21 protein-coding genes and 1 pseudogene are annotated in these 23,835 nt (G+C 57.7%); 6 read left to right on the forward strand and 16 right to left on the reverse strand.

What is annotated here, in order from left to right:
• Positions 1–253: 253 nt before the first annotated feature.
• On the reverse strand, positions 254–706 hold the full coding sequence (rimI, locus tag GHO25_RS22270; RefSeq protein ID WP_048368438.1) for a ribosomal protein S18-alanine N-acetyltransferase: 453 nt from the start codon (positions 704–706) through the stop codon (positions 254–256).
• On the reverse strand, positions 699–1,475 hold the full coding sequence (locus GHO25_RS22275) for an SPOR domain-containing protein (RefSeq protein ID WP_123749573.1): 777 nt from the start codon (positions 1,473–1,475) through the stop codon (positions 699–701). The genes rimI and GHO25_RS22275 overlap by 8 nt, the downstream gene beginning before the upstream one ends.
• A gap of 143 nt (positions 1,476–1,618) precedes the next feature.
• On the opposite strand from GHO25_RS22275, the gene mksB reads away from it, so the two are divergent.
• From mksB to GHO25_RS22305, 6 genes and pseudogenes are all read left to right on the forward strand, one after another.
• Positions 1,619–2,896 (forward strand): Mks condensin complex protein MksB, encoded by a 1,278-nt coding sequence (gene mksB, locus GHO25_RS22280; RefSeq protein ID WP_048368440.1) that lies wholly within the window; start codon positions 1,619–1,621, stop codon positions 2,894–2,896.
• Positions 2,886–3,554: an Mks condensin complex protein MksE gene (gene mksE / locus GHO25_RS22285; protein ID WP_153330928.1), complete on the forward strand. Its 669-nt coding sequence runs from the start codon at positions 2,886–2,888 to the stop codon at positions 3,552–3,554. Before mksB ends, mksE begins: the two co-directional genes overlap by 11 nt.
• Positions 3,551–6,391: an Mks condensin complex protein MksF gene (mksF, locus tag GHO25_RS22290; RefSeq protein ID WP_048368442.1), complete on the forward strand. Its 2,841-nt coding sequence runs from the start codon at positions 3,551–3,553 to the stop codon at positions 6,389–6,391. Before mksE ends, mksF begins: the two co-directional genes overlap by 4 nt.
• A gap of 577 nt (positions 6,392–6,968) precedes the next feature.
• Positions 6,969–7,586 (forward strand): response regulator transcription factor, encoded by a 618-nt coding sequence (locus GHO25_RS22295; RefSeq protein ID WP_048368443.1) that lies wholly within the window; start codon positions 6,969–6,971, stop codon positions 7,584–7,586.
• Between the two features lie 56 nt (positions 7,587–7,642).
• Positions 7,643–9,841 (forward strand): annotated as a pseudogene (locus GHO25_RS22300) (transporter substrate-binding domain-containing protein); the annotation flags it as partial.
• 223 nt (positions 9,842–10,064) lie between these two features.
• Positions 10,065–11,195 (forward strand): ATP-binding protein, encoded by a 1,131-nt coding sequence (locus GHO25_RS22305; RefSeq protein WP_372240965.1) that lies wholly within the window; start codon positions 10,065–10,067, stop codon positions 11,193–11,195.
• A gap of 10 nt (positions 11,196–11,205) precedes the next feature.
• On the opposite strand, the gene GHO25_RS22310 is transcribed toward GHO25_RS22305, so the two are convergent.
• The 14 genes from GHO25_RS22310 to GHO25_RS26975 all read right to left on the reverse strand — a co-directional run.
• Positions 11,206–12,081, reverse strand: coding sequence for a hypothetical protein (locus GHO25_RS22310; RefSeq protein WP_153392451.1), 876 nt, complete (start codon positions 12,079–12,081; stop codon positions 11,206–11,208).
• A gap of 47 nt (positions 12,082–12,128) precedes the next feature.
• Positions 12,129–13,004 carry a hypothetical protein gene (locus GHO25_RS22315; protein WP_153392453.1) on the reverse strand — a complete coding sequence of 292 codons (876 nt, stop codon included), beginning with the start codon at positions 13,002–13,004 and terminating at the stop codon, positions 12,129–12,131.
• 44 nt (positions 13,005–13,048) lie between these two features.
• Positions 13,049–13,582 carry a fimbrial protein gene (locus GHO25_RS22320; RefSeq protein WP_228392791.1) on the reverse strand — a complete coding sequence of 178 codons (534 nt, stop codon included), beginning with the start codon at positions 13,580–13,582 and terminating at the stop codon, positions 13,049–13,051.
• Between the two features lie 11 nt (positions 13,583–13,593).
• Positions 13,594–14,073, reverse strand: a complete 480-nt coding sequence (locus tag GHO25_RS22325) for a fimbrial protein (protein ID WP_153330767.1) — start codon at positions 14,071–14,073, stop codon at positions 13,594–13,596.
• Positions 14,074–14,087: 14 nt separating this feature from the next.
• The gene (locus GHO25_RS22330) at positions 14,088–14,597 is read right to left on the reverse strand and encodes a fimbrial protein (protein WP_153330766.1); all 510 of its coding nucleotides are present in this window, start codon (positions 14,595–14,597) and stop codon (positions 14,088–14,090) included.
• Entirely contained in the window at positions 14,590–15,183 is a 594-nt protein-coding gene (locus GHO25_RS22335) for a fimbrial protein (protein WP_153330765.1), read from the reverse strand. Before GHO25_RS22335 ends, GHO25_RS22330 begins: the two co-directional genes overlap by 8 nt.
• Positions 15,176–15,937, reverse strand: a complete 762-nt coding sequence (locus GHO25_RS22340) for a fimbria/pilus periplasmic chaperone (RefSeq protein ID WP_153330764.1) — start codon at positions 15,935–15,937, stop codon at positions 15,176–15,178. The genes GHO25_RS22335 and GHO25_RS22340 overlap by 8 nt, the downstream gene beginning before the upstream one ends.
• Positions 15,934–18,468 (reverse strand): outer membrane usher protein, encoded by a 2,535-nt coding sequence (locus GHO25_RS22345; RefSeq protein WP_153392459.1) that lies wholly within the window; start codon positions 18,466–18,468, stop codon positions 15,934–15,936. Before GHO25_RS22345 ends, GHO25_RS22340 begins: the two co-directional genes overlap by 4 nt.
• A gap of 19 nt (positions 18,469–18,487) precedes the next feature.
• On the reverse strand, positions 18,488–19,051 hold the full coding sequence (locus GHO25_RS22350; protein ID WP_372240964.1) for a fimbrial protein: 564 nt from the start codon (positions 19,049–19,051) through the stop codon (positions 18,488–18,490).
• 55 nt (positions 19,052–19,106) lie between these two features.
• A complete protein-coding gene (locus tag GHO25_RS22355) occupies positions 19,107–19,637 on the reverse strand; it encodes a fimbrial protein (protein WP_082148639.1) in 531 nt (176 codons plus the stop codon).
• Between the two features lie 367 nt (positions 19,638–20,004).
• Positions 20,005–22,308 (reverse strand): PqiB family protein, encoded by a 2,304-nt coding sequence (locus GHO25_RS22360; RefSeq protein ID WP_153392455.1) that lies wholly within the window; start codon positions 22,306–22,308, stop codon positions 20,005–20,007.
• Positions 22,301–22,924: a paraquat-inducible protein A gene (locus GHO25_RS22365; RefSeq protein WP_048368452.1), complete on the reverse strand. Its 624-nt coding sequence runs from the start codon at positions 22,922–22,924 to the stop codon at positions 22,301–22,303. Before GHO25_RS22365 ends, GHO25_RS22360 begins: the two co-directional genes overlap by 8 nt.
• Positions 22,911–23,570, reverse strand: a complete 660-nt coding sequence (locus tag GHO25_RS22370) for a paraquat-inducible protein A (RefSeq protein WP_153392457.1) — start codon at positions 23,568–23,570, stop codon at positions 22,911–22,913. The genes GHO25_RS22365 and GHO25_RS22370 overlap by 14 nt, the downstream gene beginning before the upstream one ends.
• Before the next feature lie 176 nt (positions 23,571–23,746).
• Positions 23,747–23,835 (reverse strand): transposase domain-containing protein (locus tag GHO25_RS26975; RefSeq protein ID WP_178110187.1); only part of this gene is annotated, 89 nt, incomplete at its 5' end.

Genomic DNA, 23,835 nt, shown 5'->3' on the forward strand with positions numbered 1-23,835 from the left:
TACGATGTCTTCTGGGGAAGCCATCGTATTGCGCAAATTGACAGAGTGACCGGGGTTGTAATATCAGGGAAAAAGCTACGTTAACTGTTCGCTATGTCTCCGAACAAAGTGTTCGCTATGTCCCCGGTCCATACACTCCCGAAGGGAGAGGGGACTGATTGGGGGATGCTGAATAACATCCGCAACCTGAACTCTTGTGCTTAACCTGAGAGTACCTTGGTAAAGCGCCCTCTCCCTCCGGGTGAGGGCTGATTCAGTCAACCAGCGTACAGGCCATGACCACCGCGTCTTCACGCCCGCCCACGGCCGGGTAGTAATCGCGGCGGCGGCCGATTTCGTTGAAGCCGTAGCGCTCGTACAGCTTGAAGGCGGCCGTGTTGCTGTCACGCAGTTCGAGGAAGCATTCGCGGGCTTCATGCTGGTAGGCAATAGACATCAGGTGCTCAAGCAATTTGAGCCCCAGGCCACGGCCCTGGTTTTCTGGCTTGACGGTGATGTTGAGCAGGTGTGCTTCATCCAGAATGATTTGCACCACGCCGTGACCCACTTGTTGCTCGCCTTCGAACATCAACCAGATGTGGTATTTGCCCAAACCGTCGAGAAAGATCCCACGGGTCCACGGGTGGGTGAACGCCGCGTATTCAACTTTTAAAACCGCATCAAGGTCCGCTTCGGTCATCGGGCGGAAGGTTACTGCGTCACTCATCGTTTTGTTTCCAGCGCGACATCAGCCTGCGCATGGCTTGCCACACATCCGCTTTGCGGTGCGGCTCTTCCATTAAGAGTTCCAGGCCCGGCAGCGCCCATGCGCTACCCAGCCCTTCGATTTCAAGTTCGGTGTTGAAGGCTTCAGCGTTCGCTTCGCTGGCAAAACGCACAGCCGGCAGGCCGATCAGCCACAAGCAGGCGCATTCGGCCTCTTCAAGGCGGGCCATGACAAAACCCTGCACAAACTGACGCGCCGCCTCTGGGCCCTGGTCGACATTGCCGCGCCTGAGCAGCGGCCAACGTACTGGCTCGCCAACGATTTGCGGGCTGTCGGGCAAACCGGCAGCTCGCAACATATCTTTTAACAATAAATAAGCCGGGTCGCGGCTCTGGAATGCGCCGCCTGTGGGTAACTCCACCAGCACCAGGCAACGCCCCGCCCGGAGCAACTGCAAGGCAAAACGCGGCGGCGCCACCGCGGCGGCTTTTACCGGCGCGGGGGCCGCTTCGGCTTCCACTACCGGCTTGCTGGCAGGTCGCGGAGTGACCGATGGCCGTGGCACTTCGATTTTAGGCCGTTCAGCGGGTTTGCTCGGCGCAGCCGCAGGCTTGACCACAGGCCTGATGACTTCAGGCGCGGCAGGCGGTTCAGGGAGCACCAGCAGTTCAGGCCGCGAAGGGGCGGCAAACGGCAGCTCTGTGCGCGGTACCCAACTGACCACTTGCATGGCAGTCAAATAAGCGCGGCGGCGGGACTCGTTCAACAAGGGTCGGCCATCTGTGGATAACTAAAGAGCAGCGATTCTACCGCCCTTCTGCCCTTCTCGCCCGCCTCTGATCGCCAAGTAATGACTCAAACCCGTGTTGCAGTACAATCGCGACCTTTCATTGGCAATCGACCGGCCCTCCCATGATCGAACCCAAGCGCGTTTTACGTGCCCTCGCCGAACACTGGGCACTCCTTGAGCCTTTGTGTGAACACTTCGACCAAGGCACTTTGAGCCTGAGCGAGTTGCGCCTGCAACTGGCTGCCCAGCAACTGGACAGCACACCGCAAGACATCACCAACGTGCTCGACAGCTGGATCCGCCTGGACATTCTGGTGCCGGTGGCCAAGAGCCCGAACCGCTTTGAGCTGAACGCCCAAATCCACGACTTCCTCGCGTATTTGCGCCGCGAACACCGCCTCGGGCTGTGCCTGGAAATCGAAGCCTACCTGCGCCATCTGGAGCGCCTGGCCGGTTACATTCAGGACGCGTTCGACATTCGTGATGGCAATGATCTGGCGCGCCAACTGCGTTTGCTCGACATGCGTGTGCGCGATGTCTTGAAGAAGCTCGCCAATGACGAACAGGCCTTGGTGGCCGTGGCCGAACGGGCCAAGACCAGCGACCGGCAGATCCCGCTGCGCCAGCGGTACGCCGAGGTGCTGGCGACGTGGGACGAATACGTCGAACCGATGATCCAACTGGTAAACGCTGACGGCGCCTTCGAACAAGGCGTACGTAAGGTCGAGAATGTACTGCTGCGCATGCTCAGCGAACAGCAACGCCTTGGCCACCTAGTGGACGACGACATGCTGCTGCGCACCCATGCGCGGATCCTTGAGATGCAAACCAGCGCCCAGCTCACCTTGCGCCATGCCCGCGAGCTGCTGTTGCCGCTGCGTGAAGAGGCACGACGCCACAACGCAGTTACCCGTGGCGCCGCGCTGGCGCTGGCGGCCATACGCCGTAAAGGGCTGGACGCAGTGCCGCAAGCGGCGATGCCAATGTTCACCCGCCCGCAAAGCACCTTTTTGGGCAGCGCCAGCCAGGTTGAAGCCTATGTGTACGCGCTGGCCCGCTTTGAGCCCAAGCCGGCACGCTTCCCGAAAGCCCACAAAGCCCATCGCGGTGAAACGCCCAAGGCTCCGCGCACGGTCAAGGAAATGCTCGACCGCTGTAGCGATGCGCTGCCGATGCCGGATTTGATGAGCTGGCTGCTGGCCCAAGAGCCCAACGGCGACACCGACGAATTGCTGTACTGGTTCTCGCGCCTGTCGCGCGAAAAACGTTTCGTGCGCGAACGCCTTGAGCGCCGCGATTACCACACCCACGAACATCTGGTCAGCCTGCGCTCCTTCGCCCTGCTTTCACGCAGCGATGACGCGAGCGAGACTTCTGCGAGCCCTCTCCATGCATCTTGATCTGTCTGAACTGTCCCATCTGGCGCCGATCTTTCGTGAGCTGTTCAAGGGTTATCACGTGAGCCGTCGCGACCCTGAACTATACGCACAGCTGTCGAATTTTCAGGACTCGTACCGCGCCCTGTTCAAGGCCCTTGGCTTTGAACTGGTGTGCGACACCCGTGGTTTTTATTATTTCGTGCCCGACACCGCCATTGCCTCGGCTCAGGTCAACAAGACCGCGCAACGCCTGGCGCTGTTCACGTTCATCATCGTCGAGCATTTGGCCGATCAGGGCCGCGATCCGATTGCCGTGCTCGATGGCGGCAGCCTGGGCCGTGATGAACTGCCCGCGCTGCTGGAAAAATACCGCGACCTGTTTGTGCAGGCCGAAGTCACCACCCAGGACGAGCTGGAAGAAAAAATCATGCGCCGCATGACCCAGCTCGGCTTTGCCAGTGAAGACAACGGCGTTTACCGTTTTCTGCCGCCGATGCATCGCTTTCTTGACGTGTGTTTGTCAGTGCAGCAAGACCGCGATCTGGCCGCCAGCCTGCACAGCATTTTGCCGCTGCCGACCCCGGTGCTGGTTGATGATGAAGCCGAGGTTGAGGAAGAAGACGAAGACGCGGCTCTGGCCCGCGCCATTGCCGATGAGCAACAGGAGTTGGACGCATGAGCCAGGAACGCTACGGAATACGCCGCTTCGCCCTGCTGAATACCGCCGGTTACAGCCTGGGATTGTTCCCGCTGGAGCATCCGCTGTCGGTGTACGGGGCCAACAACCTCGGTAAATCAGCCTCGATCAACGCCTTGCAGTTTCCGATTCTGGCGCGCATGTCAGACATGAGCTTCGGCAAGTACAGCCTCGAACAATCGCGGCGCTTTTACTTCGCTTCCGACACCAGCTACATCCTCGTCGAAGTGTCGCTGCCCCACGGCCCCCATGTGATTGGCGTGGTCGGGCGCGGCCCCGGTGGCGGTTTCGGTCACCAGTTTTTCGCCTATGCGGGCAAGCTCGACCTGGCTCATTACCAGAAAGAAGACACCTGCCTGCGGCAAAAAGAGCTGTTCAGCAACCTTGAGCGCAACGGCCTTAAAGCTTACGAACTCAAGCCTGATGAACTGCGCCGTTTGTTGGTCGGTGGGCATACGTCGATCCCGCTGGACCTGACGCTGATCCCGCTGCGCTCCACCAGTGAGCAAAGCCTGAAAACCTTCCGCGCGCTATTTATCAACCTGCTGCACATGCGCGAAATTACGGCGGCCAAACTCAAGCAATTGTTTCTCGATGCGTTTGAGCACAGCCTGCGCTCCGGCAGCGTGGACTATATCGCCGCGTGTGAAGAAGCCTTCCGCGATGTGCGACGCATGGAGCAGGATTACAACGCGCTGGTCGGGGCCGGGCCATTGGTCGAATCGTTGGCCGCCGGTGTCCGCCAGCGCGATCTGCTGCGCGGCAAGCTGCATCGCCTGTCGCCGCTGCTCGACTCGCTGCTCGGCACGTGGCAGGACTACGCCGGGGCACGCAAGGAAGAGTTGCTGATTCAGTCCGAGCACTACCGCAACGAGCAAGACGCCCTGCAAAACGATCAGCGCAGCAGCACCCAGGAGCTGATGCGCCTGGAGCGAGAGATCACCGGTATTCAGCGCTGGCTGGGCGAGTTGTCGGTGCTCAAGCACCGCTTTGCGCTGGTGGACGACGTGAAGGTGCTGGAGCAGCAACTACTGGCCGCCAAAGACGCCCACGACGAGTTGGCCGGTGCCTTGGCACAGTCGCGCCAATTCAGCGCCGAAGACCTGGACGAACGTCTGCGCGACCTGGAAAAACGCCTCAAGTCGGTCAAGCAGCAGCTCGACCACGCCGACAACAACAGCTACGCCCGCCTGCGCGAAGAATTCTCGCAACAGGATGTTGAGCGCCTGATGCGCCTGTTCAACAGCGCCCTGTTCAGCCTGCCGCTGGGCGAGCAAGGGATTGCGCTGGATGACGGCGACGCCTGGGTCAAATCCCTGGAGGCAATCCTGGATGGCTTTAAAGGTGAACGCTTTGAAGCGCCGGGTTTGTCCATCGACCTCAGCCATATCGAGCCACCCGCCCTGCAAGCGCTGGCGGATCGCGCCGCCTTGCGCGACCAGAAAGAGCGGCTGGAAAAAGAACTCAAGCAACTGAAAACCCAGCAGGCGGTCACCTCGGACCGGGCGGCGAGCAAGTCCGAAGCCGAGTCGTTGTACCAGCAAGTGCTGGACGCGCAGAAGGCGCTGGAAGACTTCCGTCGTGCGCAAACCCTGGGCGCCGAAGAAGGCGAAAAACTCGAGCTGTTAGCCCAGGCCGAAGCCGCGCAAGATGAATTGAAGCGCTCCAGCGATGCCTTCACCGAGCGCGTGCAGCACCTGTCGGCCAAGCTGCAATTGGTCGGGCGGCAAATCGGTGACATGGAAGCCAAGCAGCGCACCCTTGATGACAGCCTGCGTCGGCGCCAGCTGTTGCCGGCCGACTTGCCATTCGGTACGCCGTTCATGGACCCGGTCGACGACTCTATGGACAACCTGCTGCCGTTGCTCAACGACTACCAGGACACGTGGCAAGGCCTGCTGCGCTGCGACGGGCAGATCGAAGCGCTGTACGCGCAGGTGCGCTTGAAAGGCGTGGCCAAGTTCGACAGCGAAGATGACATGGAGCGCCGCCTGCAACTGTTGATCAACGCCTATGCGCACCGCAGCGAGGAAGCCCTGACCTTGGGCAAGGCGCGCCGTGCTGCCGTGACGGACATCGCCCGGACCTTGCGCAACATTCGCAGTGACTACGACAGCCTTGAGCACCAACTGGCGCTGTTTAACCGCGAGATCAACAAGCGTCAAGTGTCGAACCTGCAGAGCTTCCGGATTGTGCTGGCGCCGAACAAAGAGGCACTCAAGCACATCGACCAGATTATCCACAGCGCCGGGCAGTACGAAGAAGGCGAAACGCTGTCGGTGTTTGACCTCAGCCAAAGTGCTGAACAGGACAACAAGAACGAAGAAGCCAAGGAGTATCTGGCCCGTCTGGTGGCGGCCAACCATAACCAGTTGGGGCTTAAGGATCTGTTTGAACTGGCGTTCGAGATCACCAAGGTCAACGGCCAGCCGGTGATTCATACCGACATCGATGGCGCCGCCTCCAACGGTACGACCATGACCATCAAGGCGCTGACCAACATGTATTTGTTGCTGCACTTGATGGATCGCGACCTGGCCGGGCGTATCCGTTTGCCGTATTACCTCGACGAAGCGGCAGACATTGACGAGAGAAACCAGACCGCGCTGCTGGAAACCAGCTTGCAGCTGGGTTTTGTACCGATTCTGGCGAGCGTAAAGCCGCAGGTCTGCGCCCATGTGGCCATCGACCTGGAAGGCGGCAGCGGGCCTAACGGGATCTATATCGACGAGGATGACTGGAAGTACATCCGCCGCCATGACGAGGTGGCCAGCCCTGCGGCTGCCGAGCCGCAACTGGAAGATGTCACGGCAGTTTGACGCCACCTGCGCAGGAGCAAGGGTGTTCGCGAGGCTTTTTTAACGGCCTTAGTGAACACCTCTGCTCCCCTCCTTTCGTACATGCCTGCCGAACATAAATTTCAATTTTTCAGAAAATTCCTACCTGTTTTTTGCATCCTGAGAAGCACACTCCTCGATACCCCTGTAAAGACAACAGACAGGAGGATTACGAGGAAGGAGCACACGATGAACTCAGTCACGTGCTGGAATGACTGTTCACAGACGCCCGACGATCGGTCATTCACTGAGTTGAACCTTTTAGCCCCTCTGCCGATAACTTTTATGTCTCAAAAAAGTTATTGCTCATTAATAACGGCTTGGGCCGTCCTGCCTCAAAAATCTTAAACCACTACTTCTTAGGACAATTCGCACACCGCTACTGACAGCAAGCCTGCGGACTAATTAACGGTTTGATTCCACTGAAAATAAAGTTGTTCATCGATGTTTATGACCGGCATTTAATTCAGCTCGAACATTGAGCGCTTGACACTCACGTCGTTACGGCCGCACCTCGCCGCCACGACAATAGCGCCCTCTTAACGTTGTAGGAATTATCATGCGTAAGGCTTTGATAGTAGACGATCATCCTTTTATTCGAAGGATCGTCAGACTAGTACTGGAAAACGCCAACTTCCAGATTGCGGCTGAAACCGATAACGGCGCCACGGCGCTGGATCTGGCGCGCGAACACCTCCCCCACCTGATTGTGCTGGACCTTTCGATGCCCAAACTTGACGGGCTTGAGGTGCTTAAACGGCTACACATACTGGGGCTCCCGATCAAAGTGTTAGTGCTGACGTCCAAAGACTCCGCTTTTTTTGCTGATCGCTGTATCAGGGCCGGTGCCATTGGTTTTATTGAGAAGACCGAAGACGTCGATGCATTGACCAAAGCAATTAATGTGGTAATGAGTGGCAGGATTTATTTAAATAACTGTGATGTTGATCTGTCTCCCGATCACTCAGACCAGCAATTAATCAAAACATTGTCAGATCGCGAATTGCGTACCCTGCAATATTTGGTGTCGGGCTTCTCCAATAAAAAGATTTCACAAATTATGTTACTAAGTGAGAAAACGGTCAGTACTTATAAAACACGGCTCTTACAAAAACTCAATATCAAGTCAGTGGTGTATCTGGCTGAATTTGCCAAACGCAATAACTTAATCGAATGAAGCATGCCGTCTGGTTATTGACGCTAAGCCTGACAACAGCAAGCCATGCTGACCCGATGCCTCTGCAGTTGCTGGCGCGATCACAGGCCGATGTGCCTGCACTTAAGCTCGGTGAGGGCGACACACAATGGCTGAGCGCCAAACAGTCGCTGATTCTGGGCACGTCGGTACCGGACAATGGCCCCTTCGATATATCTTCAGGCAGCGATTACTTTGAAGGTTTGACCGCCGATTATGCCGGGCTGCTCGCCCAGGCACTGAACCTTGAGATCAAGGTCAGGCGGTATGACTCCAGGGCGCAGGCTATCGAGGCGTTGAAAAATGATCAGATCGATCTGCTCGGCACCGCCAATGCCTTTGAAAGTGCCGATGACCAATTGGCACTCTCGTCGGCCTATGCCCTCGACCCCCCCGTGCTGGTCTCACGTACCGGCGACAGCAAAGGCAGCATCCCGCTGCCGCCCGGTCTGCGCATGGCCATGTTTTATCACTACCAGCCTGTCGCAGCGGTCAAGGCCCAGTATCCGGATGTGCAGTTAGAGCTGTATGCATCGCCCCTTGCAGCCCTCGGCGCCGTGGCGTTTGGCCAGGCCGACCTGTATCTGGGTGATGCCATCAGTGCCCACTACCTGATTACCAAAAACTATCCGAATAACGTGTACATCCGGGACGTGGCCCTCCTTGAAGAGCAGTTTTTTTCATTTGCGGTGCATCACCCTAACCCACGCTTGCTACGCCTGATCAATTCGGCGTTGGCGGCCATTCCTCCCGCCCACAACAACGCCATCCTGCATCGCTGGGGCGTTAGCGCAATGAGCATCGAGCGGCGTGGGCCGTTGCAACTCACCCCGTCTGAACAACGCTGGATCGAGGCTCATCCGCGTTTGAAGGTGGCCGTTTCTGAAGACTTCCTGCCGTTTACCTTTTTTAACGACCAAGGGGTTTTTAGTGGTCTGGCGGCTGATTTGCTGGCCAAGATCAGCTTGCGCACCGGGATTCAATTTGACTGGGTGCGCAGCCAGTCCGTACCGGGCCTGATCGAGGATGTAAAGCTGGGGCGAGCCGACCTGATGCCGGCGTTTACCGCCAGCGCCAGCCGCGAACATGTTCTGCGTTTTACCAAGCCGTATATTTCGACGCCCTTTGTGCTGGTGACACGCCTGCTCACGGGCAGCCCGCAAACACTGGACAAACTGGACGGTGAGCGCGTTGCGCTGGTGATCGACAATAACGTCAGCACCTACTTGGCGCAGCACTATCCGGGTGTGCAGTTGGTTGCCGCGCGCAACTCGGCACTCGCCCTGGAAATGGCCAGCAAAGGTGAGGTACAGGGGGCCGTGATCAATCTGGTCAGCGCGCGTTATTTGCTCCAGCAGCACTACGCCAGGCAGTTAAAAATCAGCAGCACCGTGGGCATTGTCCCCGCCCAGTTTTCATTGGCCGTGAATGCGCAAGCCACCACACTGCACGCCATTCTCGACAAGGCACTGGCCAGTATTTCGCCCGAAGAGATGAACACCCTGACCGCCCGCTGGCACAGCGCCGTGGTGCTCGATAACCGTTTTTGGGCACGTCACCACTCGGCGATCATGCGGGTCTCGGCGGTGGCAGTCGGAGTGTTGCTGCTGGGTATCGTGTGGATCTCTTACTTGCGCCGGGTGCTGCGCAAACGCGATCAGGCCGAGCGCGCACTGAGCGATCAACTGGCGTTCATGCGTACGCTGATTGACGGTACGCCCCACCCCATTTACGTGCGCGACCGTCAGGGCCGGCTGCTGATTTGTAACGAAGGTTACCTGGATACGTTTGGCGCCGAACGCGAATCCATTGTGGGCAAAACCCTGCTTGAGCACTCGCTGACATCGATGCGCCAACACAAGGCCTACCACAGCGACTATATGCGCGTAATGCAAGAGGGCCGCCCACTGGTTCGCGATCACCAACTGGAATTGCCCAACACTCAGGTGCTGACCATTTACCACTGGATCCTGCCTTATCGAGGCAGCGATAACGAGGTGCTTGGCATCATTGGCGGCTGGATTGATATCAGCGAGCGCCAGCAGTTGGTCGAACAGTTGCAGGAAGCCAAACAGCTGGCCGAACAGGCCAATGTGGCCAAGAGTGATTTTCTGACCACCATGAGCCATGAGATCCGTACGCCCATGAACGCGGTGATCGGCATGCTCGAACTGGCGATGAAAAAGGCCGAACAGGGACTTGCCGACAACGACAGCCTGGAAGTTGCCTCGCAAGCCGCACAGGGTTTGCTGGAACTGATTGGTGACATTCTGGATATCACCCAGATCGAATCGGGGCGCATGCCGCTCAATCAACAGCGCACTCACCTGATGAAGCTGGTGGAGTCCACGGCCCGGGTGTTTGAAGCCCTGGCGGAGAAAAAAGGTTTACTGATGAGTTTTGAGCTCGACCCCAGGATCAACACAGAGGTGCTGATTGACCCCCCTGCGCTTTCGGCAGGTGTTGTCCAACCTGCTGAGCAATGCGATCAAGTTCACCGACAGCGGCCATGTTGGCCTGAGCGTACGCGCCAAAGGCTCGCGCAACAGCGAGCGGCTGAACGTGTGCGTGCAGATCGAGGACACCGGGATCGGTATTTCGGAGCAAGACCAGCAGCGCCTGTTCAGCCCTTTCTCCCAAGTCAGCTCGAAAAACAAGCTGCCGGGTGGCTCCGGCCTGGGGCTGATGATCAGTCGTCAGTTGTGCGAAATGATGGGCGGTACGCTGCAGTTGCACAGCACGTTGGGTAAAGGAACGCGCATTAGCCTGGAGTTCGACATGGTGACTCTGCTTGCGGTCTCGCCCGTGATAGCCCCGCACGAACCACCCGCGCCCCCGCAACGCGCCTTGAACGTGCTGGTGGTGGATGATTACCCCCCTAATCGAAGGCTGTTGACGCAACAACTCGGTTACCTGGGGCACATGCCGCAAGAGGCCGGCGAAGGCGCACAAGCCTTGAAGGCCTGGAGAGCCCAGCGTTTTGACCTGATCATGACCGACTGCGCCATGCCGGTGATGGATGGCTATGAACTGGCCCGCACCATCCGTGCCGAAGAAGCCGCCAACGGCACCCCGGCGGTGTTGATTGTCGGGTTTACCGCCAATGCCCAAACCGGCGAAGTCGAGCGTTGCATGGCCGCCGGAATGAATGATTGCCTGTTCAAACCCATCAGCCTGCAACACCTTGAGGCGCGACTGGCCTCGGCCGATCTGGAGCCGATCAACCTGCAAGGCACTGGCGAGGCCATGGGGTCGGAACGTGAAATTGATCTCGACGCGCTGGAGCGTCTGACCCACGGCGATGCCGATGCCCTCAAGCACTTGATCGAACCGCTGATCAACAGCATGGAAGAGGACATGACCGCGCTGCTGCAGGCGTTCACCAAGCATGACTTGCCGGGCATGAGTGCGGTGGCGCACAAGGTCAAAAGTGGCGCCCGAATGATCAAGGCCCGGCATCTGTTGCAATGCTGTGAAGACCTTGAAAAAGCCTGCCTGCTCGCCAACTGGTCACAGGTGGCTGAGCGGGTGGATGATCTGTATGAGGCCATGGCCCAGATACTGGAAATGATTGAGGTGTACCGGGTGTGAGCCGGTTGGCTCACATAAAGCTTTGAATCAGTACCACCGTCTTTGAAAACACGCCAGCCCGGGCGCCCCGGTCTGTCAGGGTTGAAGCAATTCGCAAGAACGAAGTTCCGCCGGGCAAGGTGATCAACTGTCCCGCAGCGACACCATTGACGGTGATCGTACTGTTGATACCGTTACCAAGATCAACCGGGTTGCCCACGGACACGCGGTAACGCACAGAGGCATTGCGGGAGCAGTTGACTTGCCGGGTCAGTTCTTTGCGCGAGCCGGTAATTTCTCCGACCTTCAAGACCCCGTGATCAAGGTTGACGTCGCCACCGTAGACGTCGCAGCGGTTGGGGGGAATGGGCGGCGTGGCACACGAGTCGGTGCCCGGCACAATCGTGGGCGCACCTGGCGCCGTGCCATTGTATGCCGCCCAGGCTGCGCAGATTTGCGTGGTCCAGCCAGGTTCGACGGAATAGGCATAACCCGCGTACCGATAGGTGCTGCTGCCGTACCTGGCTTGCCATGCCGTAATGGCCTGTTCCCAAGAGGTACCCGAGTTAATCGCCACGTTGGTATCGACCGATGCCCAGCAGTCAATGTTCCAGGAGGTACAGCCCATCGGGGTGATGGTGCGTAGCCCGTTGAAGAGTTGACTGTATGAAACCGGGCCGAACCGGCAATTGGTACCTCTGCTGCACAAGGCAGAACCTGGATAACGATTGGAATTGCCGTCGTTATAGGCACCGGCACTGCCCGATGCCACCACCGTTGTGGCCGGAGCGCCCGGCATTTGACGGGCATCGGCATTGATCGAATTGACCAGGTTCCAGGCATTGGCCGCAGGCGCTATAAAGATCAGCGCTGCCACTGGCAACGCGGCGCGAAGATAGTTGTTCATCACATCACCTGTGCAGTTAAGTTGAGTGGCGTCAGCCACCACCAGTCTTACAAGAGGTATTGAATAAGTACTACCGTTTTGGAGAAAGGGCCGGCCACAGCGCCTTGGTCAGTCAAGGTTGAGGTGATTTTAAAGTTGGAGGTCCCCCCCGGGAATCGGGTGACCAAACCTACATTGACACCGTTGATCGAGAGCGTGCTCAGGATGCCGTTGCCCAGATTTATCGGGTTGCCCGCAGCGACGGTGTACATCACGTCGGCTGTACGGGTACAGGTAATCTGGCGCGTGATTTCTACTTTTTTACCGGTAATTTCGCCGACCTTCAGCGTGCCGTGATCGAGAGTTATTGGACCGCCCCCCACGTTGCACTGGTTAGGCGGAATCGGTGGTGGGCCACAGGTGTCAGCGCCGGGCAATAAGTAAAAACCACCCGGGATGGCATAGGTCGCCCAAGAGGTACACATGCGCCGGGTGTTATCTCTCGAGTAGGTGTAGGCGTTGTAGCGGCTTATTGAGTTACCGTGACGCGCCCGCCAAGCAATGATTGCCTGATCCCAAGTCATGCCGTTATTTACGCTCACCGACGTATCGGCTCCGTATTGACAATTGGCTGGAGGGTTCTCGACGCAGTTCATGACGATATTGAAACGAAAGCTACCGGTTTGATACGGGCTGGCCACCGGCCCAAAGTTGCAGCCATTTCTCCCTATACAAACCACTTTGCCGGGGTACTGGTTAGGAATGCCGTTGTCCGTTGCGGTCGCAGACCCGGAAACCACCACCAATCCGCTGGGCGATGTGATGGGTGAAGGGCGGGGGTCGTTGTTGGCTTGGGTGCTTAACAAGAATGCACTGGCCGCAGGCATCACGGCCCAAAGGGCCAGCGCCAGTAACGGACGAAAAAAAGAGACGCAGAAGGTCATGTTTGCCTCTGGAGCAATGCATAAGGTTGGATTTGAAATCGTCGTCACGGGTACGCCAGCGTGAACGTTGAGTTCGCCACGAAGCGGCCACTGCGGATGGATTGATTGGCAATGGCTCTTGGCTCCCCGCGCACATAGGCATTGAACACCATGACATTGTCGCCATTGTTCAAGAGCTGTTCGGGGCTGGACACGTTCAGGGGCAAGAGCTGGTTGGCGCCTGTCTCCAGGCCGATGGCAATGCCTCGCGCAGCACTGCCTGTGCCCAGCGCCAGCAAACCTGGCAACTCGGCATTTTCAGCACCGCTAAACGTGGCCGTCACCGATTTCGCTATCTGGGTGTCGCAGTCTTGCAAGTGAATATAAAAAAGCTCACCGGTGGTGCGGGTGTTTTGGTAAAGACTGAACGTGGAGATATCACTGAACTTCACCGGGATGAGTTCGTCACCCGGGCGAATGGTGCACGCCTGGGCAACCAGCACGCCCTTAAAGCTCAAGTTGTCTGCTGCCTGCACCTGACTGGCCAGCAGGCACGCCGCCATCGTTGAGAACGCGAGGGTTTCAATGACTGATCGCATGGTGCGGCTCCTCATTGGTAGTTCGCCAATAACGTGGCTGTGGCGGTGAAGCCACCGGGAGCCAGTGTCGAGCCTGGGCGTTTGACCGGGACCGCTTCAAGCACAGGGGGCGAACTGGGGGTAATCACCAGCGGTGTGTTGAGTGCCATGGGCTTGCCGTTTTGCAGCAACTTGATGCCGAGGTCGGCCACATTCGATTGCACGGCTGACGGCTCGAAAGAGGTGGCCGTGCCACGCACGGTGAGGATCATTTCCCAAGGCAAGGTGTCGGCTGAACAGGTGATGGTGTAACTCACCGGTTGGCGATAATGCTCGCCGTCCACTTGGCTGATACCCACTTCTTTGAAGTCCACTTCGATGGTGCTGCCGCCATTGATGGTGCATGGCGGCGGTTCGATCAGCGTCCCATTGAACGCCACATTGGCCGAGGCACTGCTGCACAGGCCCAAGGCGAGCACGGTCAGCACGGCGGACGATTGCCAGAAGGTCATCAGACGTTCCTTTCTCATTGCAGGACCACCACCAAGGTTGCAACCGCGGTGAATGCGCCGCCGGTCAGGGTGCTACCAAGACGCTTAACGGGGACCGCTTGCACATCGGGCAAGGTCGGGTAGGTGAATTTAACGGCCGTATTGATCGGCCAGTCAGCCCCGTCAACGAACAGCTTGACCCCCAGATCAGCTTTGCTGGTAGCCAGCGATTTAGCATCGAAGGCGGCCCCTGTGCCTTTGAGCTCCAGGGTCATGGCATTGGACGACGGGTTGCTGCACGACACTTCATAGGGCACCCCTCGCTGATAATTGATGCCGTCGATGCGGGTGGTCAGCAGGGCATCGCCAAACGGAACGGTAAGCGTTGTTCCGCGGTTGATCTCGCACGCTGGCGGTGCTTGCACTACGCCGCTGATGGTCACATTGACGTCTGCCTGAGCACCCTGGCTGAGCGCCAGTAACAGGCAGCCACCGATCAGGACGGCAGGTAAGCCGGAGCTGGGCATGGCGGGGTCCTTAGTCATAGTTGAGCCTGAAATCCACGACGGCACGGAAGGCGCCGTTGGTCAGGGGGGCCGGCGTGCGGGTCGCCTGGACGTACCAGGTCACGGTGTCGCGCCCGTGCACCAAAAATAAGGGCTGGCCCCATGTGCCCAGACGCACGTCGCGACCCAGGGCATCGGTGAGGCGCAGCCCCATTCCGGTAACGCCCTGTACTTTGACCAGACGCGGGTCATCAGAATCGGCCGGCGCCAGAAAGGCCACCGAGACAATCGGTTCATAAGGGCTCCAGACCAGACGGCCGGTGCGCTCGTTGGGCAACCCACCGGCGATGCGCCGACAGTCCAGAAAGCGCAACTGGAAAGCCACGGGGTGGCTCATGTCGCCGGGCTTTGACAAGTCGGCGCGCGAGACATTGTTGAGTTCCACGGTCTGGTAAGCCGAGGGCATTTCCAGCAGGCAAGGGGCATGGTTGAGTGAGCCGCTGATGTCCAGCAAGCCCTCGCCGTCCATAATGGGCTCATCTTCGGCCCGGCACAGGTTGGCCGACAACGCCAGTATCAGGCTGGTCAGCACCACCCCTCGGGCCAGGAACTTGACGCTATTCATGGCGTGAAGAAGCCTTGGGGTCGACGCTGCATTCATTGCCGGCACAGGTGAAAGCCAGGGTCGGGCGACCGCCGTAGTCATTGATGTAGGTCAGGTACGGCGTGGAGCCCAGCGCAGCCACACTCGGCCCCAGGGTCAGGGCACCTTTGGGCGGGACCATCAGCGGCTCGAAGCCGGTTGCGGTTTTACCGTCCTTGCTGTTGCGCGCATCCACCAGCGTTACGTAATACGGGGTCGGATTATTGACCTGGTAATGATCGCCCTGACGGGTGAGGGTCAGTTTCTCTTGCCAGGGATTGGACTGTTGCTGCTGGGTCGGCATGATCGACGCCGGGCGGTAAAACAGTTTGATGCGCGTCTGCAACGCAATTTGCAAGGTGTTGGTTTTTTCGCTGCGCGGCGGGATTTCACGCAGGTTGAAGTAATAAACACTCTCGCGGTCCTGGGGCAATAACTTGGCCGCCGGCAACCCCTGAACCTTGACCTGGCTGTTTTTGCCCGGTTCGAGGCGTTGCACGGGGGGCAAGACAGTCAGCGGGGTGCTGATTTTTTTTCCGGACTCGTCTTCGATCCAGCCTTGGGCCAGATACGGCAGCTCGATGTTGTTATTGGTGATGTTCATGCTGACGGCGTCTTTGCTGCCGTCAAAAATCACCCGGGTACGGTCCAGGCCGATGGCGGCCTTGCTGTTGTTGATCAGGCACATCGCCAACAGGGCCAGTGCAAAAGGGGCAAAGCGGGGATTAAGGTTCATGAGGCTTTTTTCTCCAAAACATCAGGCAAGACTGCCGAGGCGGGTGCGCTGTCAGCCTTGATGGGCTGGCACAGCAGGTTCAGGGTCGAGGCCAGCCCGTCAGCCGGAAGCACCTCGGGTAAGCTCAGGTTGCAGAGCCCGGTGCTGCCCCAACTGACGGTCATCTGCGAACCGGGCTGGATGCCGCTCAGGTACACACTGCCTTCGTCGTTGACGATGCCGGTGTCTTGTTGCTTGTCATTTTTGACGCTGGCGCCGAACGGCGGGACGCTGCCATCAGGCAGGTGCAGGACCGCCATGGCCTTCTCGCCGGAGATCACTGCCAGGGTGCGATAACCGATGGCGCCTTCGGTAAGGGTCAGTTCGGTGACCGACTGGGTGGCCTCGATGTTGCTTGGCAGGCTTTCCAGGTCAACGCTGGCTGAGGTGCGGTAGAAGCTGCTGATGTCCGAGATCACCGCTTTGCCGAAGCCATTGCTGCGGGTCGGGGTGCCGTAACCGCGTATCGGCACATCCGCCACGCCGCTGGTGTCGACCATCAGGCGAGTGCCGCCCATGCTGGAGCTGCGGTGCAGTGCAGCGCCGTCTTTGGTCAACGTGCCGCCACCTCGGGCAGACACGCTGAGGCTTGAACGACTGTCTTTTTCGATGCCTGCGCTGAGGTCAACATCGGCCCGATCCCCGGCGTGACTCAGGTAACCGCTGACCGAGGTGTCGCTTGCTGCCAACTGATAGTTATTGCGTTCATTGATGCGATCGCTGTAACGCGTTGAATAGCTGTTGGTGTTTTGAGTTCTGTTGAAGCTGCTGGACAACGAGCCCGAACGGCCCAAGGGCACGCTGAAGGTGAGGAACATGCCTTTGCTGGTGGGTTCTTGCCGCTGCTGGGTCTGGAATAAGTTAAGCGACATGCTCAGGTTTTTGACCGGGCCTGCATCGAAGTAACGCGACAGCGACAGGTTCCAGCGCTCGCTGTCAGGCCGGTCCCAATAGGATTGATTGCTGTAGTCCAGGTAGACCGACACACCGGCATCGCGAAACTGTTTGTTGAAGGTGGCCGTGTACAGAGACTTGCTCCCTCCGACGTCGCCTTCGTAGTGACGCACATCGAGGTATTCACTCATGCTCAGGTAGTTTTCCTGTGAAAACCGATACCCGGCAAACGAGACCTGGCTGTCGTACTCTTCAAACCGTTTGGAGTAGCTCAAACGATAGGAGGACCCCGTGAAGGTGTCACCGTACAGCGTGGTGCTCGCTCGAGTGGTGTCCAGTGACACCGCACCGAAGGCCATCAAGTCGCGGCCGACACCTATTGAGAGGGCACGGTAATTGTTGTCGGTGATTGCCCCGCCAAACAGCGACCAGCCGTTGGTCACACCCCAAGAGAATTCGCCGGTACTGAAGACGCTGCCGGCACCACCCTCTTGCAAGTTCGTAGGCCTGCCCGCTGCTACTTTGAAACGCACGGTGCCAGGACGTGTGAGGTAGGGAATGCTGGCAGACTCGACCTTGAAGGTCTGTACCGAGCCGTCTTGCTCCTCTACCCGTACGTCCATCGAGCCACTGACAGCATCGTTGAGGTCCTGGATGCGAAATGGCCCGGCGGCCACCAGCGCTTCGTAGAGCACGCGCCCTTGCTGGCTGATGACAACTTTGGCATTAGTGCGCGCAACCCCCACGACTTCCGGGGCGTAGCCGCGCAAGTTGGGCGGTAATTGGTTGTCGTCAGAATTGAGCGCAACACCGGTAAACCGGAAGCTGTCGAACAGATCTGAATACAAGTAATTTTCGCCCACCGACAAGCGCGCCTGCAGGGATGGCAATGCGCGGTAGGCATAGAAGCGGTTCCATTCCATGTGCTGGGTGCGGCTGGTATCTTCGGCATCGACACGCCCTTGCCAATCGGCGCGCACCCGCCAGGCACCGACGTTGGCGCCGAGGGTGCCATTGCCGCTGAGGTTATTTTTAACGCCGTCGTTTTTGTTGCGAATGGATTGGGCGGTGAGGTTGTAATCAAACAACAGGCCCGACACCCCTTCATCCCATCGCGAAGGTGGGTCCCAGTTTTGCGCGGTGTATTGCAGGTAGGCCTGGGGCAACGAGATGCGCAGGGTCGAGGTGCTTAGATCGCCCGTGGCCTCCATGCCGGGCAGACTGCGAATGTTCAGGCACTCATTGTTATGCCACCAGGTGAGTTCGGCGTCCTTGCCCTCTTTGAGCCCCAGTAGCGCAACCAGCTCGGGCGACAGGCAGGCTTCGCTGCCTTTGGGGTCATCCTCGGGAGAGATAAACGCGATGCTCTGCTCGCCCAGGCTCTGGGCGTTGATCTGCACGTTCATCGGGTAAACACCGGGCAGGATGAAGCCGCTGCGCGAGAATTGCGACAGGTCGATATTGGAGCGGTCGTTCAGGTCAAGAATGTCGGTATTGAACTGGATATCGCCGGCCGCGATTGCGCTGCCTGCCACGACCATCAGCCCGCTCATGACACACGGAGGCCATGCAGCTTTTATCGTTGAGGTTTTGAGCATGGAAAACAGACCAACCATGTCAGTAGTACTCCAACCTGAAGCGCACCGCAGCACGGTGACTGCCTACAGACAGAGGCTGGTTGTTGCCAACCAATTTTAGGGTGTAATGCAGCACTTGGTCCCTCACACTCGAAAGCGGGATCATCGTCATGGGCACCCCGGGAAAGCTTTCGCGACCTTCGGCATCAGTGATGTGAAAGGCCACACCTTGTGAAGAGCCATTGGCGGCAAAGGAAAGGCCTTGACGGTCTGATACGCCGTCAAAGGTCACGCGTATGTGTTGCCAGTCGGGCAACTTTTCACCGGGACGATCCGGGTCATTACGGGTGAGTGAGCAATTAATTAAACGCAAGGTAAACGAATGCGGGTCGCCCTCACCCAGCCGAATAAGTCGGCCAATCGGCATGGGGTCCATTTCAATTACTTGATAAGCGCTGCTGGTATCCATAGCGCAGGCCGCGTCAAGAATCTCACCGCCGAGTGTAACAACGCCATTTTGTTGGCCAGCCGCAACAACGTTATTAAAGGGCACCATTAACAGTGCGAACGAAGAAGTAATAGTTAACTGCGTTATTACATTCACGAGCAGGTTCTCATTTTCAAGTTACCCTGCCACCTCGCGGTGGCAGGGCAATGACTTACTGGTAAGCCAATGAGAAGTTGGTAATGGCGGTGAATTCACCTGGTATGACCGCATCTGCGGCGGTAGCGCCTTTGAGGAATGCGCCAAATTGCAAGGTATTATTGCCATCTTGGATGGGTTGAGATGCCGTTGGAGTACCCAATTTGATGTCTGCACCAGACGAATCGCGCATGACGATGCCTGCACCAGAAGCCGTGCCTACAATACCCAATGCCCCAGGAACGTCTTTCGATATGCCACCGGTAAAGGTGGTGCTGACGCCTTTAAGGGTCGCGGTATCGCAACCCACCAGCTTGATTTCGAACGGTTCAGGCCGGCTCGAGCCACCCGCTTCCAATTGCGACTTGGCAACTTGGCCAAGCCCTACAGTCTGATCAACACTTTCAGGCGCGATAGAGCAAGCAGCTTCAATAATCGAACCTTCGAAAGTAACTGTTCCTTGACCGGCACCTGCCGCTTGTACCATCGAAGCAGACCCCGCCAACATGAACATGGAGACCAAAGCAGATTTCATTACGAACTTCATTTTTTAAATTTCCTTTAGATAATTAAGTTTCGGAGCCACCTATTAAATTAAACTTGTTGTCAGGCACGGTACCGCACACCTTTCAATCAAGAAGTTCATCCGTGAGTTATTTAAACAGTTCTACTCCAATGTTTTGCCGCATTAAAGTTGACCACGCCCCTATTAGTTATCCCCTTAAATAGTGAACCTGGCCCAAACGACGAAACTGGGAAGAAGTTAACGTGCCCAAGGCAAATTCAACGTAGGAATTCTCTGAAGTTTTTGAAAAAGTCGGCGTGGCGATGAGTATGGTTTTGGCTGGGGGAGAATACGGAGGCGAAAAAAAACCGCGATCAGTGATCGCGGTTTTTAATGGGCATGTTGCGGGTTATTTAGCCAACGGGATCTTCGGTGCCCATTGCAGCCATTCCTCTTCGAACTTGTCGAAGAGCGGGAAGGTTTGTTGTGGCCGAGCCGGGTTGCCCATTTTGTCGCCGTCTGGTGTGGCGAAGGCTATGCCGCCTTGAACCAGGGTTTCAAGGGACTCGGTACGAATCGTCGCGCCTTTGAACAAACCAAAGTCGACACCGAAGCCGCTGGTGTTCCAGAAGCGGCTGCCACTGCGCACCAATGGCGCATAACGCGGCTCGATCAGGATATGCACCAAGACTCGGTCGGCGGTGTTGCCCAATTCGTACCCGGTAACTTTGCCCACGGTGACTTCACGGTAGGTGACGGGGACGCCCTCTTTAAGCGAGCCTCGACGGGCTGCACTCAACACCAGGCGCAGCCCTGCTTCAGGTACTGCGGCGTCGGGCGCTTGCTCCAGAGCAACGAAGTCACTTTGTAGCCCGCGGCCTTTGGGAGCTGGTTGTACTTCGAGGTACTGGCCTGTCACCAAGGTTTGGAGGTTGGCGGTTTTCATCAGGCCCAGTTCGGGTTTGACCACCCAAAATTGCGTGCCTGCCCGCGCAATACGTTCCGGCACTTCGGTGATGCGCGCTTGCAGCAAGACAGATTGCAGGTCGTCACTGAGGTCGACGCTTTCGATCTTGCCGACGGTCAAACCTTTGAAGCGGATGGGTGACCCGCTGCTCAAGCCGTCTGCACTCGCCACTTTAATGGTGATCGGCACGCCTTGCTCCATCGCCGCGTCACGATCGCTGAAGAGGCGGAAACGCGGAATGCGCTTTTGCAAAGGCGCCGTGGCTTTCGGGGTTTCGAATGCGATGCCGCCTGCCATCAAGCTTTGCAGAGACTCACTTTTCACCTGGATGCCGCTGGTCAGGCCGCCGGTCAGGGTCACGCCGCTGGCGTTCCAGAAGCGGGTTGAGGCGTTGACCAGGCCTTCGTATTCCTTCTCGATGTGCACGCCAATGATCAGCTGCTTTTTAGTGCGGGAGAACTGGTAGCTCTGGACCGAACCGACTTTAACCTGTTTGTAGAGCACCGGGCTGCCGACATCCAGTGAACCCAGGTTGTCGGTGAAGAGCACCATGTGCAGGCCCGGTGAGCGCAGGTCCAGAGGCGGCGCTTTAGGGCGGGCCACAAACTCGCGCTCGGGCTTGCTGCCTTTGTCACCCGGGCGAATGGCGATGTAGTTACCTTTAACCAGCGCTTCGAGCCCGGTAATACCGGCCAGTGAGATGGAGGGTTTGACCACCCAGAACTGGGTGCCTTCTACCAGATAGTCTTCGGCCAGGGGATCAAGGGCCAATTCGGCGCTGGCGCTGCTGAGGTCGGGGTCGACTTTCAAGGCTTTGAGGCTACCGACCTGAATGCCTTTGTACATGACAGGTGTGCGCCCTGCTTGCAGCCCTTCGAAGTCGCTGAGCTTGACTTTGACCTTGATGCCCGCCTGGGCAGCATCGAAGTCTTCATATAAGCGGAACGGCAGGTTGGGATCGGTTGGCGGGCTGTCTTTGCGATTCTCGGGGGTGGCGAAGGCGATACCGCCGGCGACGATGCTGGCCAGCGATTCGCTGCGTACTTTTACCCCTGACAGGTTAGCGTCGATGCTGATGCCGCTGGCGTTCCAGAAGCGCGTGTGTTTGCGCACCAGATTCGCGTAGGTCGGCTCAATAAAGACTTTGATCTCGACGGTGTTGTGGTCTTCGGACAATACGTAGCTTTTAACCTGACCAACCTGGATTTGTTTGTAGAACACCGGGCTGCCACGATTCAGCGACCCCAGTCGTTCGGCCTTGAGTGTCAGGTGCAAGCCTGGCTTGGCGTCAGACAGCGGCGGCTCTTGCGACAGCGCTTTGAACTTGCGTGTGGACTCGCCATCACCCGGGCTGACCGCAATGTAGTTGCCGGAGACCAGGGTTTCGAGGCCGGTAATACCCGCCAGAGAAACGCTGGGTTTGACCAGCCAGAAGCGGGTGTTGGTTTTGAGGTATTGTTCAACGTCCTTGTTCATCTCGATGGTGGCGATGACCCCTTTGCTCGGGCCACTCTCATCCAGTGCCAAGGTTTTAACCTTGCCTACGGGCATGCCTTTGTAGACCACTTCGGTCTTGTTGGCGACGATGCCTTCACCACTTTCGAAGCGTACCTGAATATCGATGCCCGTCTCGCTGTAGGCTTTCCAGCCCAGCCAGCCACCGATGATCAGTGCAATAAGCGGGAGGATCCAGATAGCCGACCAATTGGACGCCGGACGGGTTTTAGCGGTAGGTAAATCACTCATGGTCGTCATCCGACTCCGTGTTATCCCAAATAAGTCGGGGATCAAAAGTTACAGCTGCAAGCATGGTGAGGATCACGACGCTGGCGAAGGCGACAGCGCCGAGATTAGCCTCAATGCTGGCAATACGTCCAAAGTTCACCACCGCCACCAGAATGGCGATGACAAAAATATCGAGCATCGACCAGCGGCCAATGAACTCGATAAATCGGTACATGATGATACGTTGCCGGGCAGACAAGGGCTGGTGGCGTTGTACCGAGAACAGCAGCAAGGCAATGCCGACCAGCTTGAAGGTGGGCACCAAAATACTGGCCACGAACACGACTGCGGCAATGGGTATCATCCCGTGCTGCACCAACTCGATCACCCCGGACATGATCGTACTGGGGCTGCCTTGGCCCAGCGCATTGATGGTCATGATAGGCAACAAATTCGCCGGGATATACAGAATGGCGGAGGTCAGCAACAGGGCCCAGGTACGCAGCAAGCTGTTCGGGCGACGAGCGTGCACCAGAGCGCCACAGCGGGTGCACGTTTGCTCATCGACGTCTTTGTCTTGCCGATTTAATTCGTGGCACTCGGTGCAAATCAGGATGCCGGCATCAATCGCACGCATGCGTATCCTCCCCTGAAAGCGCCTGCCAGATCTGGTGAGGTGACATGACGACCTCCAGCCAGACCTGAACCAGCAGCAGGCTGACGAAGCAGGTGAGGCCTAGCCCCAGACTCAGCTCGGCCAGGTCGACCAACTTCACAATGGCCACCAGCACGCCCATCAGGTACACCTCAAGCATGCCCCAGTCTTTCAAGTGGTGATAAATCCTGTAGATGAGCAAGCCGTAAGAGCGGCCAATGTTCCAGCGGATGCTCAGTAGCACTGCCAGTTGGCACAGCAATTTGAGTAACGGAATCCCCATGCTGCACAAAAACACCACGACGGCGATGCCTTGCATGCCTGTGTCAAAGAGGCCGACAACGCCACTCCAAACGGTATCTTGAGAAGCCTGGCCCAACAGATTGAGTTCCATGATGGGCAAAAAGTTCGCGGGTACATACAGCAGCAAGGCGGCAACGACGAGAGCGAGGCTACGCTCGACCACATTGTGACGATGGGCATAAAGCTCATAACCGCAACGCGGGCATTGGGCTTTTTCACCAAGCGCGAGATGCGGTTTACGCATCAGAAGATCGCACTCATGGCAGGCCACTAACTCGTCCAGCGGTAAATCTGACACCCTGCTGGCGTCAGCTGGATCTGGCATATAAGGCGTCTCTGTCTTAGAAATGACTGCACCTATTCTAATGTGCGAAGTCCTAAAGAAGTTTGCCTATTTGTAGGACTTTAGATGCAAGGGGGTGAAGTGAGCTGTGAGCTGTGAGCTGTGAGCTGCAAGCTGCAAGCTGCAAGGTAAGCGTCCGGGCATCCCGTCTTGCACAACTAAGCCTGTCTCCATCGATGCGGCAACAACTCCCCAATCTCACTCGCCCGCTGCGTCGGCAGGCGAGTAAGAACGTCTTTTAGATAAG

This window comes from Pseudomonas sp. FSL R10-1350, from assembly GCF_009600525.1.
In the GTDB taxonomy this organism is placed as follows: Bacteria; Pseudomonadota; Gammaproteobacteria; order Pseudomonadales; family Pseudomonadaceae; genus Aquipseudomonas; species Aquipseudomonas helleri.